The sequence below is a fragment of the Phyllobacterium sp. T2-21 genome (assembly GCF_055378485.1).
Genome location: NZ_AP027912.1, coordinates 3,259,127 through 3,273,878, shown reverse-complemented (window position 1 = coordinate 3,273,878; position 14,752 = coordinate 3,259,127). Strand labels below are relative to the sequence as shown.

At 60.9% G+C, this 14,752-nt stretch carries 15 protein-coding genes; 5 read left to right on the top strand and 10 right to left on the bottom strand.

Annotated elements, in window-relative coordinates; genetic code table 11:
* Positions 1-32 precede the first annotated feature (32 nt).
* Complete coding sequence (locus tag ACZ5FP_RS16330) at positions 33-170, top strand: hypothetical protein (RefSeq protein WP_464661284.1); 138 nt, start codon at positions 33-35, stop codon at positions 168-170.
* A gap of 83 nt (positions 171-253) precedes the next feature.
* On the opposite strand, the gene ACZ5FP_RS16325 is transcribed toward ACZ5FP_RS16330, so the two are convergent.
* Complete coding sequence (locus ACZ5FP_RS16325; RefSeq protein ID WP_464661283.1) at positions 254-496, bottom strand: DUF4287 domain-containing protein; 243 nt, start codon at positions 494-496, stop codon at positions 254-256.
* A 232-nt stretch (positions 497-728) separates the two neighbouring features.
* Here ACZ5FP_RS16325 and ACZ5FP_RS16320 point away from each other — a divergent pair, with 232 nt between their 5' ends.
* Positions 729-1,370, top strand: coding sequence for a class I SAM-dependent methyltransferase (locus ACZ5FP_RS16320; RefSeq protein ID WP_464661282.1), 642 nt, complete (start codon positions 729-731; stop codon positions 1,368-1,370).
* Between the two features lie 199 nt (positions 1,371-1,569).
* Here ACZ5FP_RS16320 and ACZ5FP_RS16315 read toward each other — a convergent pair whose 3' ends face one another.
* Positions 1,570-2,703 carry a porin gene (locus ACZ5FP_RS16315; protein ID WP_464661281.1) on the bottom strand — a complete coding sequence of 378 codons (1,134 nt, stop codon included), beginning with the start codon at positions 2,701-2,703 and terminating at the stop codon, positions 1,570-1,572.
* Positions 2,704-3,104: 401 nt separating this feature from the next.
* Positions 3,105-3,317: a hypothetical protein gene (locus ACZ5FP_RS16310; protein ID WP_464661280.1), complete on the bottom strand. Its 213-nt coding sequence runs from the start codon at positions 3,315-3,317 to the stop codon at positions 3,105-3,107.
* 92 nt (positions 3,318-3,409) lie between these two features.
* Between ACZ5FP_RS16310 and ACZ5FP_RS16305 the strand changes: the two genes are divergently transcribed.
* On the top strand, positions 3,410-3,973 hold the full coding sequence (locus tag ACZ5FP_RS16305; RefSeq protein WP_464661279.1) for a TetR/AcrR family transcriptional regulator: 564 nt from the start codon (positions 3,410-3,412) through the stop codon (positions 3,971-3,973).
* A 16-nt stretch (positions 3,974-3,989) separates the two neighbouring features.
* Here the strand turns inward: ACZ5FP_RS16305 and ACZ5FP_RS16300 are convergent, their stop codons facing one another.
* Positions 3,990-4,745, bottom strand: a complete 756-nt coding sequence (locus tag ACZ5FP_RS16300; protein ID WP_464661278.1) for a DeoR/GlpR family DNA-binding transcription regulator — start codon at positions 4,743-4,745, stop codon at positions 3,990-3,992.
* An 88-nt stretch (positions 4,746-4,833) separates the two neighbouring features.
* Here ACZ5FP_RS16300 and ACZ5FP_RS16295 point away from each other — a divergent pair, with 88 nt between their 5' ends.
* Both ACZ5FP_RS16295 and ACZ5FP_RS16290 read left to right on the top strand, forming a co-directional pair.
* Positions 4,834-5,418 (top strand): NUDIX domain-containing protein, encoded by a 585-nt coding sequence (locus tag ACZ5FP_RS16295; protein ID WP_464661277.1) that lies wholly within the window; start codon positions 4,834-4,836, stop codon positions 5,416-5,418.
* A 26-nt stretch (positions 5,419-5,444) separates the two neighbouring features.
* Positions 5,445-5,819, top strand: a complete 375-nt coding sequence (locus ACZ5FP_RS16290) for a DUF4406 domain-containing protein (RefSeq protein ID WP_223612663.1) — start codon at positions 5,445-5,447, stop codon at positions 5,817-5,819.
* A gap of 3 nt (positions 5,820-5,822) precedes the next feature.
* On the opposite strand, the gene ACZ5FP_RS16285 is transcribed toward ACZ5FP_RS16290, so the two are convergent.
* The 6 genes from ACZ5FP_RS16285 to ACZ5FP_RS16260 all read right to left on the bottom strand — a co-directional run bounded on the left by ACZ5FP_RS16285 (position 5,823) and on the right by ACZ5FP_RS16260 (position 14,629).
* Positions 5,823-7,043, bottom strand: coding sequence for an MFS transporter (locus tag ACZ5FP_RS16285; RefSeq protein ID WP_464661276.1), 1,221 nt, complete (start codon positions 7,041-7,043; stop codon positions 5,823-5,825).
* 45 nt (positions 7,044-7,088) lie between these two features.
* Positions 7,089-7,706, bottom strand: a complete 618-nt coding sequence (locus tag ACZ5FP_RS16280; protein WP_464661275.1) for a TetR/AcrR family transcriptional regulator — start codon at positions 7,704-7,706, stop codon at positions 7,089-7,091.
* Positions 7,707-7,770: 64 nt separating this feature from the next.
* The gene (locus ACZ5FP_RS16275) at positions 7,771-9,075 is read right to left on the bottom strand and encodes a c-type cytochrome (RefSeq protein WP_464661274.1); all 1,305 of its coding nucleotides are present in this window, start codon (positions 9,073-9,075) and stop codon (positions 7,771-7,773) included.
* Positions 9,076-9,086: 11 nt separating this feature from the next.
* The gene (locus ACZ5FP_RS16270) at positions 9,087-11,384 is read right to left on the bottom strand and encodes a xanthine dehydrogenase family protein molybdopterin-binding subunit (RefSeq protein WP_464661273.1); all 2,298 of its coding nucleotides are present in this window, start codon (positions 11,382-11,384) and stop codon (positions 9,087-9,089) included.
* A 19-nt stretch (positions 11,385-11,403) separates the two neighbouring features.
* Positions 11,404-11,856, bottom strand: coding sequence for a (2Fe-2S)-binding protein (locus tag ACZ5FP_RS16265; protein WP_223612668.1), 453 nt, complete (start codon positions 11,854-11,856; stop codon positions 11,404-11,406).
* Between the two features lie 595 nt (positions 11,857-12,451).
* Positions 12,452-14,629 (bottom strand): sensor histidine kinase, encoded by a 2,178-nt coding sequence (locus tag ACZ5FP_RS16260; RefSeq protein ID WP_464661272.1) that lies wholly within the window; start codon positions 14,627-14,629, stop codon positions 12,452-12,454.
* Positions 14,630-14,752 lie beyond the last annotated feature (123 nt).

Below are 14,752 nucleotides of genomic sequence, written 5' to 3'. Positions count from 1 at the left end.
GGCTTTGACGGCAACGAGGAGGCGCTGGCGGAATGGTGCAAATATTGGAAGAAAGCTGGATTCTGATTATTGTCATTCTGGCCGCCGTTCTGACGACGGGTCTGGTCTTGACGGTGAAGAAACTGGAACGCGACGATAAGCGCTGGCCGCGCAAAGGCCCGGATAAATAGGCAGCAATCGCCGCCCGGATCGCAAGAGCTTCTCTGCCCTTCGGGTGGAGGCGCTTCGATAGGCTGGCCGGGCGATGGCGCAATCAGCTTCCGGTCTGGGCCCGAAAATGTGCAACCAGGGCGTTGGCGTGCCCGTGCCCCATATTGTGCTGGGTTTTCAGGGCGGCGACCATCGCCATATGTTTCTGATCCGGCACGCCTGCCAAAACCGTCAACCAGTGGTCGATGGGTTTGCCATAGGTCTTTTCGATGGATGGAAAGTAGGAAGCGGGCCCTTTTACCGTGTTGTCTCCAGTCATCGCGTGATCTCCCTGTTCGCCTGTCATGGATATAGCCACAGGACGAACGGCATGGCCCCGTTCCGACACTGTTGCAAACTTTTTGTGCCATTCCGGCCGCGTTCAATCAATGGCGCGTGCCTTGAACAACGGCAAATGTGCGTTAGAACTGAAGCCGTCGGGAGAAACGCCGGCTATTGCGTTCGGATCAAATCCGGAATGGACTGAATTGAACCCGCTATCCACCCGTTCCCGCATGTGAAAGGCAGAAGAATCCGCCATGAGCACAGCCAGTGATGCCCGCTTCTGGGACCGGACGTCGCGCAAATATGCCAGGGGTGCGATTGCTGACCCGGCCGGCTATGCGCGCACGCTGGAGCAGACCCGCGCGCTGTTGGCACCGCACGGCCGGGTGCTCGAACTCGGCTGCGGAACGGGAACAACGGCGCTCCGGCTGGCGGGCGATGTGCAAAGCTATCTCGCCGTGGATATTTCCGCGGGCATGATCGCCATTGCCGGGGAGAAACAGACCGCAGGCCCCGCCATCCCGGCGCTTGCTTTCCGCACGGCGACCGCCGAGGATTTGGCGCCCGGCGTGGAAGAATTCGACGCGATCCTCGGATTCAACTATCTGCATCTGGTCCGCGACCTGCCCGGTACGCTGCGCCGCATCCATGCCCTGCTTGCAGCGGAGGGCCTGTTCATTTCCAAGACACCCTGCGTCGGTGAGATGAATCCGCTCATCCGGCTCGCCTTGTTGCCCGCAATGCGTGCATTGCGGCTGGCACCCTATGCGGGTGTGTTCCGCGCGGCGGAGCTGGCTGAGCTCATATCTGCCGCAGGCTTCGACATTCTCGCCGCCGAAAACCACGCAACGGGAGGCAATGACAACCGGCCCTATATCGTAGCGTGCAAGCGATGACGGCAATCAGCGATAAACGCCAAAAAACGGCGGGCTTGCGGCCCACCGTTCCAAGGTAATGACGTGACTGGAGATCTCATCATCGAGACCCGGACATGCAGTCCTTCTACATGGCCAGGTACAATTGATAAATGCTTTTTGGGCCGTGGCCGTATAACCCGGGGGCGAGCCCCCGGGGATCTCTCCAAATCGCAGCGGATTAGAAGTTGCGCTGGAAGCGGATCATGCCGCCGAACGCATCGTCGTTGCCGCCATTGGCGATCGAGGCAGCTTTACGCAGGCCATCGAACTTGGTGTACGTGACTTCCGGAGTGATCGTGAAGCCAGGAACCAGTTCGTAAGCAAGGTTCAAAGTACCCGAGTATGTGCCTTCGGATTCGTAAGCGAGCTGTGCGTTGACGGTTGCCTTGTCGGAAACCTTGGCGGACAGGCCACCCCAAACAGCCCAGTCACCGGTCCATGTACCGAACCAGTTCTGGTTCCTGCCGGAGTCATCAAAGTTCGACTGATAGCCGCCCATGACGAATGCCTTGACAGTGTCGGTGAACTTCACGTCCAAACGGAGCTTGCCAGCCCATTCTTCGATAACGGAGTCATAACCGACGACGCCCGAAATACCGCCCCAAGCCTGTTCGTACTTCGCACCGGCGAGAACATGCGGCATGTAATCGTCGATCTGGTAGGACCGGACGGTTCCTGCAATCGGAAGACCCGTTACAGGATCAATGGCGGCATAGCCGCCCGAACCCTGTTCAGCAGCGATGATCGCCGAGAAACCGTTGCCAGCTGTGAAAGTGTAGCTGACCTGGTTGGACTGACCGGACTGGTAGTTGATCACGTCGTCGTTCAGCACGTCGCCGGCATAACCGGTCCACGAACCGAAGACTTCATCCGTCGTACCGATGCGGAAGCCGCCGAGTTCGATATAGGCGTGAGGAATCGACGCGCCCTTGTTGACGCCGTTGTCGTAGTTGAACTGTGTTTCAATGTACGAACGCAGCGTGCCGAGTTCGGTTTCCGAACGGGCATCGAAACGCACGACAGCGCGCGAGCGCTTGAAATAGGTGCCATCGCCATTGGGATCGCTACCATTATTCACGTGACCGCCGGAGTACACGTCATCGCCGCCCTTGGCGTCGTAACGGACATAGCCGCCGATCTTCAGGCAGGTCTCGGTGCCTGGAATGTAGAAGAAGCCTTTGCCGTATGCATCGCAAACGCGAACATATTCGACAGCTTCCGGCTCGGCGACAACAACTGCGTCAGCAGCGCGGGCGCCGGATACTGCAACGAGAGCTGCAGCTGAGCCCAGTAGAATACTTCTGATAGTCATATTGGTCCCCCAAAAGGTCTTGATTGACCTATACTGCTTAGTGCAGTTTTACCGAGGACAGCAACTGCCAACTCCAAGTTGTATAACGGTTGGACTCGCGTCGTTGCAATTATGTCACAAATTTGACGTCAATTCATAGGTTGCAACATTAAACCATTGTAAAATAAATGGAAATAATTGGTTATATTTGGTGATTCCGTCAAAACTATCGCTTATCACCGATATATCTGACCGAATCACAATGTGTACGGTTTCATATTACAACTTATAATGGCGTATAAAACTAAGAATATACTTTGTCATGGTATTTTACCCGGTATAAATTCCGGAAATGCTTGAGGAGTGAGGCTTTGCGGTTTGGCTTGTGGCCTTTCCGGACAATTCTGGTTTCTTCTTGCTACTCAGTCCTCGCCGCACTGCCATCCCTGCAAGAGATCGAATGGTTCCAGGCCGTCCCAGCCTTGCGGCATCCTCGTCTCTGGCTTGCGCCCGCCAAGGCTGCGCAGGGCGGAATAACCGCTGAGATCAAGCAATCGTTGCCACAACCGGGGAGCAGGAGAAGGTGTGAAGGCCGCTTCGCACCCTGTCAAATGGCGTTCGTGCTGGTCAGACATCGGCATTCTCCGGATTGTGCCATACCTTCTATGGCAATCGCCATAGAACGTAGCACTAGACCGATCGCCATACAACATGCATAATACGGCCCATGCCACGTCCATCAGATGCAAAGACCCGCTTTATCGATACTGCCGTCGTCCTGTTCCAGGCGCACGGCTATCACGGTGTGGGATTGACCGCGATCATCGCCAAGGCAAAGGCTCCGAAGGGATCCTTCTATTTTCACTTTCCCGGCGGCAAGGAAGAACTGGCCGAGCACGCGGTGCGCAGTGCCGGCGGCTACATCATTCACGTTCTGAACAAGAGTTTTCGCGATGCGCCGACGTTCCGGGCCGGGGCGGAACTGATGATCGCGCGTCTCTACGATTCATTCGAGGCCTCCGGCTGGACCCTCGGCTGTCCCATCACAAGCGTGCTTCTGGATACCACGCCAAAATCCGAGCGGCTGTCGCTGGCGATCAAGGACGTCATGGAAGGCTGGATCAGCAGTTTCGCCGAACAGATCGCGCGGTTTCACCCTGACAAGGACGCGCGGGCATTCGCCATGAAAATTCTGGTGTCGCTGGAAGGTGCCTGGATATTGGCGCGGATGCTGCGCTCGCGCGAGCCGTTTGACCAGGTGATGAACGTCATTGCCTTGGACGAGGAATAGCGTCCGGTTGGCCGTTCTAGGCCACCGTCACGCTCACCCCGGCCGCACGATAGGCCGCCATGGTTTCGTCCCGTGTGCCGCGTTCGACGATCAATCCCTGAACGCCGTTCAGCGGCACCACCACGTAAGGCGATGCGGCGCCCAGTTTTTCGGAGGAGGCGAGAACGATGGTTTCCGCCGCATGGCGGGATAGTGCCCGCTTGATGACAGCTTCTTCGGAATCGCCTGTCGTCAGGCCGATTTCCGGGTGAATGCCGGTGACGCCCATGAAATAGATGTCGGCGCGGTATCGGGCGATGGATTCGATGGCCGATGCACCCACGGCGACGACAGAATGCTTGAACAGCCGCCCGCCGATCATCTCCACCGTCATGCCGGGATGCGCAACGAGCTCGACAGCGATGCTGGGGCTGTGGGTGACGATGGTTGCCTTGAGCCCCGGCGGCAAATGGCGGACGAGCTGCACGGCCGTCGTGCCGCCGTCGACAAACACCACCTGTCCGGGCCGGATCATGGCTGCCGCCGCGCGGCCGATGGCTTTCTTTCCATCGGTGGCAATGGCCTGGCGTCCCGAAAAGTCGGCAAGGGCAGGCGAGGCGGGCAGAGCGCCGCCATGCACCCGCTGCAGCAGTCCCTCCGCCGCCAGCTCGCGCAGATCCCGGCGGATCGTATCTTCCGACAGGTTGAGTTGCTCGCTCAGGGTCTTGGCGACGACCTGTCCTGTATCCTTCAGAACCGCGAGAATATGCGCCTTGCGCTGTTGCGTCAGCATGTGGTCCTCAAAATATTGCACGATATTTCTTGACTCTGCACGAAGTTGCACGTTTTATCAAGCCAATCCTATCCCATGGTGGTGCCCAATGACCAAGCTTGCCGACCGTGTCCGTGTCCGGACCGTGAAAATTCTTGCCGATGACTGGTTCGTGCTGAAAAAGACGACATTCGATTATCTGCGCCGCGACGGCACGTGGCAGACGCAGAACCGGGAAACCTATGATCGCGGCAATGGCGCGGTGATCCTGCTCTATGACAGGGCGCGGCGCACGGTCATCCTGACGCGCCAGTTCCGCTACCCCGCCTTCGTCAACGGCTGCAGCGAGCTGTTGATCGAGGCACCTGCCGGGCTGCTCGACAATATCTCGCCGGAGGAGCGCATCCGCAAGGAAGCGGAGGAGGAGACCGGCTATCGCGTGCAGCATGTGCGCAAAGTCTTCGAAGCCTTCATGAGTCCGGGGTCGGTGACCGAAAAGCTCTACTTCTTTGTCGGGGAATACGCTTCGTCGGACCAGGTTTCGGATGGCGGCGGCGAAGCAGCCGAGGGCGAGGATATCGATGTCCTCGAACTGCCCTTTGCCCAGGCACTGGCCATGATCGGCAGCGGCGCCATTCAGGACGGCAAGACAATCATGCTGCTGCAGCACGCCGCCCTGCACATTTTCGCTTGATCCTCACAACACATACGGAGAAGAACATGCTTATTCTGATCGCCGGGCCATACCGGTCCGGAACCAATGACGATGCCGGCAAGATGGCTGACAATCTCAAGCGGCTGGAGGAGGTGTCCTGGCCACTGTTTCAGGCCGGACATCTGCCGATGATCGGCGAATGGGTGGCCTTGCCCGTATGGCATGCGGCGGGCGGTAAGACGATCGGCGATGCGCTCTACGACCAGATATTCCATCCGGCGGCCGGGCGGCTGATCGCGCTGTGCGATGCGATCCTGCGCCTGCCCGGTGATTCAAAGGGGGCGGACAATGATGTCCGCCTTGCCAATGAGCGGGGTATCCCGGTCTATTACCGGCTGGAGGACGTGCCGGGCTGCGGGGCTTTGGCGGCCCCGCATTGAGTTTCATGTGGCGGGCACCAGCACGGCGCGCTTTTCCGTGGTGAAATAGAGAAGCGCCAGCACCGGAAGGGCAAAGCCGATCCAGGAGGTCAGCCACCAGCCGCCATGGGCAAAGGCCCAGCCGCCGACGGCCGAACCGATGGCGCCGCCGGCAAAGAATGTCGCCATGTAAAGCCCGTTCAGGCGGTTGCGGTATTCCGGTCCGAGCGAGAAGATCGCCCGCTGTCCCAGCACGAGATTGGTGGTGACGCCAAAGTCGAGCAGGATGGCGGCTGCCGTGAGCAGGCCGAGCGCCAGTGTCGAGCCATGCGGCGCCAGATGCGTCATCAGAAACGATGCCGATACCAGCAGCAGGGCAAAGATCGTTGCCGGGCGCGTCAGGCCGCGATCGGCCCAGCGTCCGGCAATGGGGGCCGCAATGGCGCCGGCAACCCCGGCGAGCGCAAACAGGGCAATGCCACCCTGCGACAGGCCGAATTCCGGTCCGGCCAGCAGCAGCGGTGTCGTGGTCCAGAACACACTGAAGGCTCCGAACATGCAGGCCTGATACAGCGCGCGGCGCTGCAGGATCGGCGTTGTCACCGCCAGACGGCCCATGGATGACAGCAAATGGCGGTAGGCGAGTTTCGAGGCGGGAACCCGCTTCGGCAGGGCCAATGCCAGCACGATCATCAGGACGATCATCGCGGCGGAGGAGAGGTAGAACACCACGTGCCACGAGGAAAACTGCGCGATGAAGCTGGAGGCGGGGCGCGCCAGCATGATGCCCAGCATCAGGCCGCTGACGACATTGCCGACAACCTTGCCGCGTGCGGCTTCCGGAGCCATGTGGGCGGCATAGGGGACGAGGATCTGTACGGCGACCGAGCCAAGCCCGATGAAGAGGGCGGCGGCGAGGAACGGCAGGGGATGGGTGACCAGTCCGGCAGCGAGCAGCGCGGCTGCACCGGCGAAAATGACGGTCAGGATCAGGCGGCGGTTTTCGAAGAGATCGCCCAGCGGCACGATCAGCAACAGGCCGAGGCCATAGCCAATCTGCGTCAGCGTGACGATGAGGCCGGCGGCTGCCGGCGACATGCCAAGTTCCGCGCTGATGGGCCCGGCCAGCGGCTGGCCGTAATAGAGATTGGCGGCAATCAGCCCGCAGGCTGTCGCCAGCAGCAGTGTCAGCCACGGGGAAATGGCCGGATGATCAGACGGGGTGTCTGAATGGGGGGACGACATGGGTAACTCCTTGGGAGGGAATTGAGCGTTTATTGATGGATGCGATCAGGTCAGGGTCTTCATGGCCACGGTCACGGCGGCCAGCATTTCTTCGCGTGTACGGCCGGTTTTTCCGACAACGCGCATGCCCTGCACCAAACAGAGCAGCAGCCGCGCCGTCGCCTTGCCATCGACATGGGCAGGCACCGAGCCGTCGTTCCGGCCCAGCTCGATCAGGTCCCGCAGCACGGCTTCATTGCTATCCATAGCAGCCGCGACTTTTTTCGCGACTTCCGGATCGAACGTTGCCAGCTCGCTGGCGCAACTGACGACAAGGCAGCCCAATTTCCCTGTCTGGCCATGCGAGACATCGGCATAAAGGGTCAAGGCGTCGCGGATGCGTTCATAGCCCGTCTTGTCCGTATCAATGACGGCGCGCAGCTTGCCGCTGCGCACGGTCCGGTACCGGTCAAAGGCGGCCAGAAACACGCCGCGCTTGTCCTTGAACGCCTTGTAGACGCTGCCTGAAGCCAATTGCATGGCGTCGGTCAGATTGCCGATCGAGGTGGCGTGGTAGCCGCGTTCGCTGAAGACGCGCAAAGCCTTATCGAGCGCTTCGTTCATATCGAATTCGCGGGGGCGGCCACGGCCGCGCATGGTGTCAGATGCGGTGGTTTCGGTCATGCCCTAATATAGGGAAAGATCATTCCCTAAATCAAGTGATATCTCGACCATCCTGCCCTACCGTCTATTGTGTGCGCGCCTTGGCCACATCCGCGGGCGTAATGGCTGATTGCTTGCCGCCGAAATGCCCCAGCACGTAGTTGCTGAGCGCCGCGATCTCGACATCCGAATAGGCATTGGCGAAGGCCGGCATGGACTGCCTTCCTTGCGGCGTGGTCATGTGGGCGCCTTTGAGGATGACCTGGATGAGATTGGTGCCATCGGGGTCGTTGACGGTCCGGCTGCCTTTCAGCGCGGCATAGGGCGTTTGCAGTCCTTCGCCGTTCCAGCCGTGACAGCTGGCGCAGGCGCCCTGGAAAAGCTTGAGACCAAGCCCGTCCTGCGTTGCCGCGTCCACAGCAGGGGCATAGGCGGTGGATGCCGTGAGCGCAGCGGGTTCCGCTTCGACCACAGCCTTGTCGGTGGACGTCTGCGGCGGCACCGATTTGACATAGGTGACGATGGCCTTGATGTCTTCCGGCGTCAGATGGCGCAGGCTGAAGTCGACGGCTTCCCCCATGCTGCCGGTGGCGGCGCCGCGCCCCTCCGCATGGCCTTTCGAGAGGTAGTCGAAGAGCTGCTGGTCGCTCCAGCCGCCGATGCCGGTGCGCTTGTCGGAGCTGATATTGTAGGCTTTCCAGCCCTGCAGTTCGGCCCCGGCGAATTTCCTGCCATTGTCGACGGCGTAGAACACGTTGCGCGGGGTGTGGCACTCGCCGCAATGGGCCATGGCTTCGACCAGATAGGCGCCGCGATTCCATTCAGCCGTCTGTGCCGGGTCAGGCTGCAGCGGGCCGCTCGGCACGAAAAGCAGGTTCCAGAAGCGCATGACATAGCGCTGGTTGAAGGGGAAACCCAGTTCGTTCTTCGGCGCGTCGGCCTTGATCGGCGGCAGGCTGAAGAGATAGGCCTTGATCGCCAGTGCATCTTCCGTCGTCATCTGGGCATAGGCGGCATAGGAAAAGGCGGGGTAGAGATTCTGCCCGTCCTTGTCGATGCCCTGATGCAGCGCGCGCACGAATTCCGCATCGCTCCAATTGCCGATGCCGGTATCCTTGTCCGCCGTGATGTTGGGCGAATAGATCGTGCCGAACGGCAGTTTGAAGGCGAGCCCTCCGGCGTAGGGCTTGCCGCCGGCGGTGGTGTGGCAGGCAACGCAGTCGGCCGCACGGGTGAGATATTCACCGCGATCGATCAGCGCCTGTCCTGTCGGCAGCTTCGCCTGTGCTTCAGAAACATCCGGCAAGGAGGCCGGCTTGAACAGGAAGATCGCGACGCCTGCCGCAATGACAACCACGGCGGCGAGCAGGAGGAGGCCGAGTCTTTTCATGATTCAGGGTCTCACAGCTTTTCGAGTTCGGTATCGGCCGGCTTTGCGCTCGCCAATGCTGCCGCCAGAGGGGCCGCGAGCGGAGGAATCATCGACACGCTTTTCTTGTCGGTGCCGTCTGTTTTCAACGCGTCGCGGTTGAAGGGAAGCGTGCGCAGGCGCTTGCCCGTGGCCGCGAAGATGGCATTGGCAAGGGCGGGCGCTGCCGAAACCGTTGCGGTCTCGCCGATACCGCCAGGGGATTCGCTGCTCTTGACGTGGTGGATTTCGATCTTCGGCGCTTCATTGTTGCGCAGGATGCGGTAGTCGTGGAAATTGCTCTGGTCGACGCGGCCATCGGTGAAGGTGATGCCGCTGTAGAGCGCGGCGGAAAGACCGAAGATCAGCCCGCCTTCGATCTGGGCTTCCACCGTGTTGGGGTTGATGGTGATGCCGCAATCGACGGCCACAACGGCGCGGTGCAGCGTGATTTCGCCCGCCGGAGAAACCGAGATTTCCAGCACCGCGGCCATGTAGCTGCCAAAGGCATCGTGCAGGGAGATGCCCCGGCCCATGCCGGCGGCAAGCGGCGTTCCCCAGCCGGATTTCTCGGCGACAAGTTCGAGAACGCCCGCCGCACGCGGCTGGTTCCTAGTCAGGGCGCGGCGGTATTCCACCGGGTCCTTGCCCGCCGCATGGGCGAGTTCATCCATGAAGCTTTCAACCACGAAGACATTGTGCGTGGGGCCGACCCCGCGCCACCAGGTGATGGGAACGGGCGGGTCCTCGCGCACCCAGTCGACCTGAATGACCGGCAGGTCGTAGGGCGGCTTGGCCGCGCCTTCGACCGCGTCATCGTCAAGCTTGTCCTCGGGCCAGCCGCCCGGGATGTAGTTTCCGAGCACCGAACCGCCGGCCACGTGGTCGACCCAGACGGTCGGCAATCCGTCGGCACCCAGCCCGGCGGCTATGCGGTCGTAATAGGCGGGGCGGTAAAGATCGTGCTGGATGTCCTCTTCCCGGGTCCAGATGATTTTGACGGGATAGCTCACCTGCCTGGCGATGGCGACAGCCTGCGCCACGGATTCCGCCACGAGACGCCGGCCAAAGCCGCCGCCGATGAGCTGATTGTGCAGGATGACTTTCTCCAGGGGAAAGCCGGTTACTTTTGCAGCAAGCCCTTGTGCGATAGCCGGGACCTGCGTGCCGACCCAGATTTCGCACTCATCGGGCCGCACATGCACGACACAGTTGATCGGCTCCATCGGGGCATGGGCGAGGAATGGCAGCTCGTAGGTCGCCTCGACCTTCGTGGCGGCGGCTTTCATCCTGCCGTCCACATCGCCTTCCTGGCGCGCCATGATCGGCTTCTTGCGCTCGGATGCGGCTTTCAGCGCCGCCATGATGTTGGCACTGGCAAGGTTGGCGTTCGCCCCTTCGACCCAGGTGATATCGAGGGCTTCCAGGCCCTTTTTCGCCGCCCAGAAATGATCGCCGATCACGGCAACGGCGTTGTCCAGCCGGACGACATCGCGCACGCCGGGAATGGCGCGCGCGGCCTTGTCGTCGACATCCCCGAGCTTGCCGCCGAGGACAGGGCAGGCCGCGACGGTTGCCACCTTCATGTCAGGCACGCGGATATCGATCCCGTATTTCACGGCGCCGTTGACCTTGCCCGGCGTGTCCAGCCTGCGGCTCGACTTGCCGATCAGCTGGAAATCCTTCTGGTCCTTCAGTTTTACCTCGGCCGGCACGGGTTGCCTGGCTGCCGCGTCGGCAAGCGCGCCATAGGCAAGCTGGCGTCCGGTTGGCTGGTGGGTCACCACGCCAAGCCTGGCTACGCATTCGCTCACGGGCACCGACCATTCCGCGGCGGCTGCGGCAACCAGCATCATCCGCGCGGTTGCGCCGGCCTTGCGCAGGGGTTCCCACGTGGCACGCATGGAGGTGGAGCCGCCGGTCGCCTGTCCGCCCAAGGCTGCCGTGGCGTAGAGCTTGTCGTTCGGCGGCGCATCGACGGCCTTCACCTGATCGAGGCTGACTTCCAGTTCCTCGGCAATCAGCGTCGCTTCGCCGGTATGGGTGCCCTGGCCCATTTCGATATTGGGAAGGATGAGGGTGATCAGCCCGTCCGTGCCGATGCGGATGAAGGCATCGGGCGCAAAGGCGGCGGTGACATCGCCGTCAACCGGCTGTGCGGTGCTCGCCGCAAGCACCGGTTTGATGCCTGCGCCGAACAATGCAAATCCCAGAAGCAGTCCGCCGCCCTGCAGGAAGGCGCGGCGCGAGGTGGCTGTTTTCGGGGAGGGGGAGGAGGATGGCTTGCTCATGCTGGCTATCTCCATTTCCTCAGGCCTTCGCGGCCTGTTTTATCGCCGCTCGTATCCGGGTATAGGTGCCGCACCGGCAGATATTGCCGGACATGGCCGCATCGATATCCCGGTCGCTGGGGTCAGGATTGCGATCGAGCAGGGCCGAGGCAGACATGATCTGCCCGGACTGGCAGTAGCCGCACTGGATGACCTCCAGATCAAGCCAGGCGTCCTGTATCTTCTTGCCCGCCGGCGTGGCGCCGATGGCCTCGATCGTCGTGACCTTGCGGGCGCCGACGGAGGCGACAGGCAGGACGCAGGAGCGCACGGGCCGCCCGTCCAGCTGCACGGTGCAGGCGCCGCACTGGGCAATGCCGCAGCCGAACTTGGTGCCGGTCAGGCCGATCACGTCACGCAGCACCCAGAGCAGAGGCATATCCTCCGGCACATCCACATTGCGCTCTTCGCCGTTTATATTCAGGGCTATCATTCGGCCGCTCCTCGGTTATCCGCATCCCGTGGGACAGGTGTCAAAGTCAACGCAGCATAGGCGATTGTTGGCACAGAAAAGCGGTGCTTACCAGAGGTAGTAACGGGAAGGTGATCGCACCGGCCGCAAGTGCGAAGTCACGGAGTGGAAGGGTGCGCCGGCAAAACAGCAAGCAAAGGCGATACGCTCGCTCGCGTATCGCCGGAGATTGATCTGCGATGTTTATCGGATGATCAGATTGCAAGGATAACCGCAGCCACCATCAGTGCGCCGAACAAAATGACCGAGCACGTCATCCAATTGGATAAATCGCCATTTTCCTTAACGTGTCGCATCGCCTGCCTCCTGTTGAGCGTAGCCGGATAATCCGGCGCGTTCTCAAGGATCACGAACACCCGCCGCTGACTCTGATGGCCAACGATCGTTTTTGCTCGGAGTGATTCATGTCCTGCTGCCGGAGCGTGCGGAACGGGTGTTCAGCCATCCGGATAACAGCAAGCCGACAATAGCACTTTTGGATGTGCCGCTCAATTTGTTGTCCGCCACAGAATCATCACATTTGATATCGGAGTCGTGAAATTGCGTTAACTTTTCGTTAAACGACCACTCTTGGAAAGACCATTCGGACAAGGGCACCGCGCCCCGCATGGAAACTGGCCGGTGCGTCGTGCATTTCCAGTTGCCCGCCGTGATCCTCGACAATCTTCTTGACGATGGCCAGGCCAAGTCCCGTTCCCTTTTCGCGGGTGGTCACGTAGGGCTCCAGCAGCTGGTGGCGGTTCTCAGCCGGCAGGCCCTTGCCGTTGTCCAGCACCTCGGCAACGATGGAAGGACCGGCTGCCATGGCCCGCACCAATATATGGCCTTCGCTGATGACGCCCGACTGCAGCACCGCATCGATGGATTCCGACGCGTTCTTGATGATGTTGCCGAATGCCTGCCCCAAAAGGCGGCTGTCGAAATTGCCGATCAGCGGTTCGTCGGCGAATTCGTGGGCAAACTTGATCTGGCTGTTGCTGATTTCGACAAGGAACGATGCATCGCGCAGCACATCGCGGATGTCGGTCGCCGCCAGTTGCGGCTTGGGCATGCGCGCAAATTCGGAAAACTCGTCCACCATGCGGCCGATATCCCCGACCTGCCGGATGATGGTCTCGGTGCACTGGTCGAAAACCTCGCGGTCCTCGGTGATCACCTTGCCATAGCGGCGGCGCAGCCGTTCGGCGGAAAGCTGAATGGGGGTCAGCGGATTCTTGATCTCGTGGGCGATGCGCCGGGCCACGTCAGCCCAGGCTGAGGAGCGGTGCGCGGCCACCAGATCGGTGATGTCGTCGACGGTCACCACGTAGGATGTGTTGTGCGTGTCCGCGTCTTCCCGGGTGATCTGGACGTTGAAGGAGCGGGCGACGCCGTTGCGGGTCATGGCGATCTGCTTGCGGCTCGAGGAGCGGCCGCTGTCACGCGCCGTGGTGAACACTTCGCCGAATTCCGGCAGGAGCTCCGTCAGGTTGCTGCCGATGGTGGAGACGTGATCACCCAGCAGCATGGTTTCCGCCGGCCGGTTGATGACGGCGATGTCGCCTTCCGTGTTGACGCTGATCACCCCGGCGGTCACCCCCGAAAGCACGGCTTCGGTAAAGCGCCGGCGCTCGTCGATCTGCTCCTTGGCGGAAATCAGGTCGGTGTGCTGGGTCTTCAGCTGCTGCACCATATTGTTGAAGGTGAGGGACAGCGACCCGATGTCGCCATCGGAACCGCGCACGGGAACCGAGACGTCGAAATCGCCGGTTGCCACTTCTTCCGCCGCGCCGATCAGCAGGCGGATCGGCTGGACGACGCGGTTGGCTACCGCGATGCCCGTCCAGACGGCGGTGAGCAGCAGCAGCAGCGTCAGTTCGATGTAAAGCAGCGCATAGGCGATCTGTGTGTTCTTGCGGTTGCTGGCCAGCGATTGGTACTCGCTGTTGTTGTCGGTCATGATCCGCATGTTGTTGAGGGCCGAGGGATCGATCGTGCGCACGGTGTAGAGATAGAGATCGGGCAGGGCCTGCGTCTTGATCACCGCGCCCACGAGATTGGTGGCGCCCGGCGGGATCAGCACCGGCCGGTCGCCGGCGGCGCCGCGCAGGGCCGACAGGGGCACCGGCGGCAAGGTATGGTCGTTGATGAGACTGGCGCTGACGACGGGCGTGCCGCTCGAATCGACCAGGGATGCGCCCAAAAGGTTGTTGCGGCCGGCATCATAGGTCAGCCAGTCGGAAAAGGCGCCGCGATCCAGGCTGAAAAGCATGCGCCGCTGGTCGAGTTCGATGACCATGGACAGGGTCGTGGTCAAAAGGTTCTGCGCATTGTCCTCGGTATAGGACTGCGCGGCCTTGATGGACATGTCGATGATCTTGTTGTTGTCGACGTTGATCCATGAGTTCAGCCGGTTGTCGAGGATGATCAGGGAAAAACAGGCCACGATGATCGACGGAATCGATGCGATCAGTGCAAAGATGAAGGCAATGTTGGTGTGCAGGTCATTGTGCTTTTCCTTGTTCTTGAACAGGAAGAGTTTGCGCACCGTGGCATAGGACAGATAGACCAGCAGCAGGATCGAAACGGTGTTGGCCGCGATGATGAGCTGGGTTATCTCTTTCGTCGGCGAGATGCTGGTGATGCCCATCATGACGATGAACGAGGCAATCGTCGTGGCCAAAGCCAGCAGCGTCATATACAGCGCGCCCTTGGGCAGAACCTGTTGCTTGATCTCGGTTTCGCTGGAGGACATGCATCAGCCTCGTTGGGTCAGTCCGTCGGATAACGAAGACCGCAGTATTCTCCTGTGGATTATCGGGCGGGGTGCCGCTTGTAAAGCAAGCTTGCATTCAGGCACCTGTTTGAGGCAACTGGA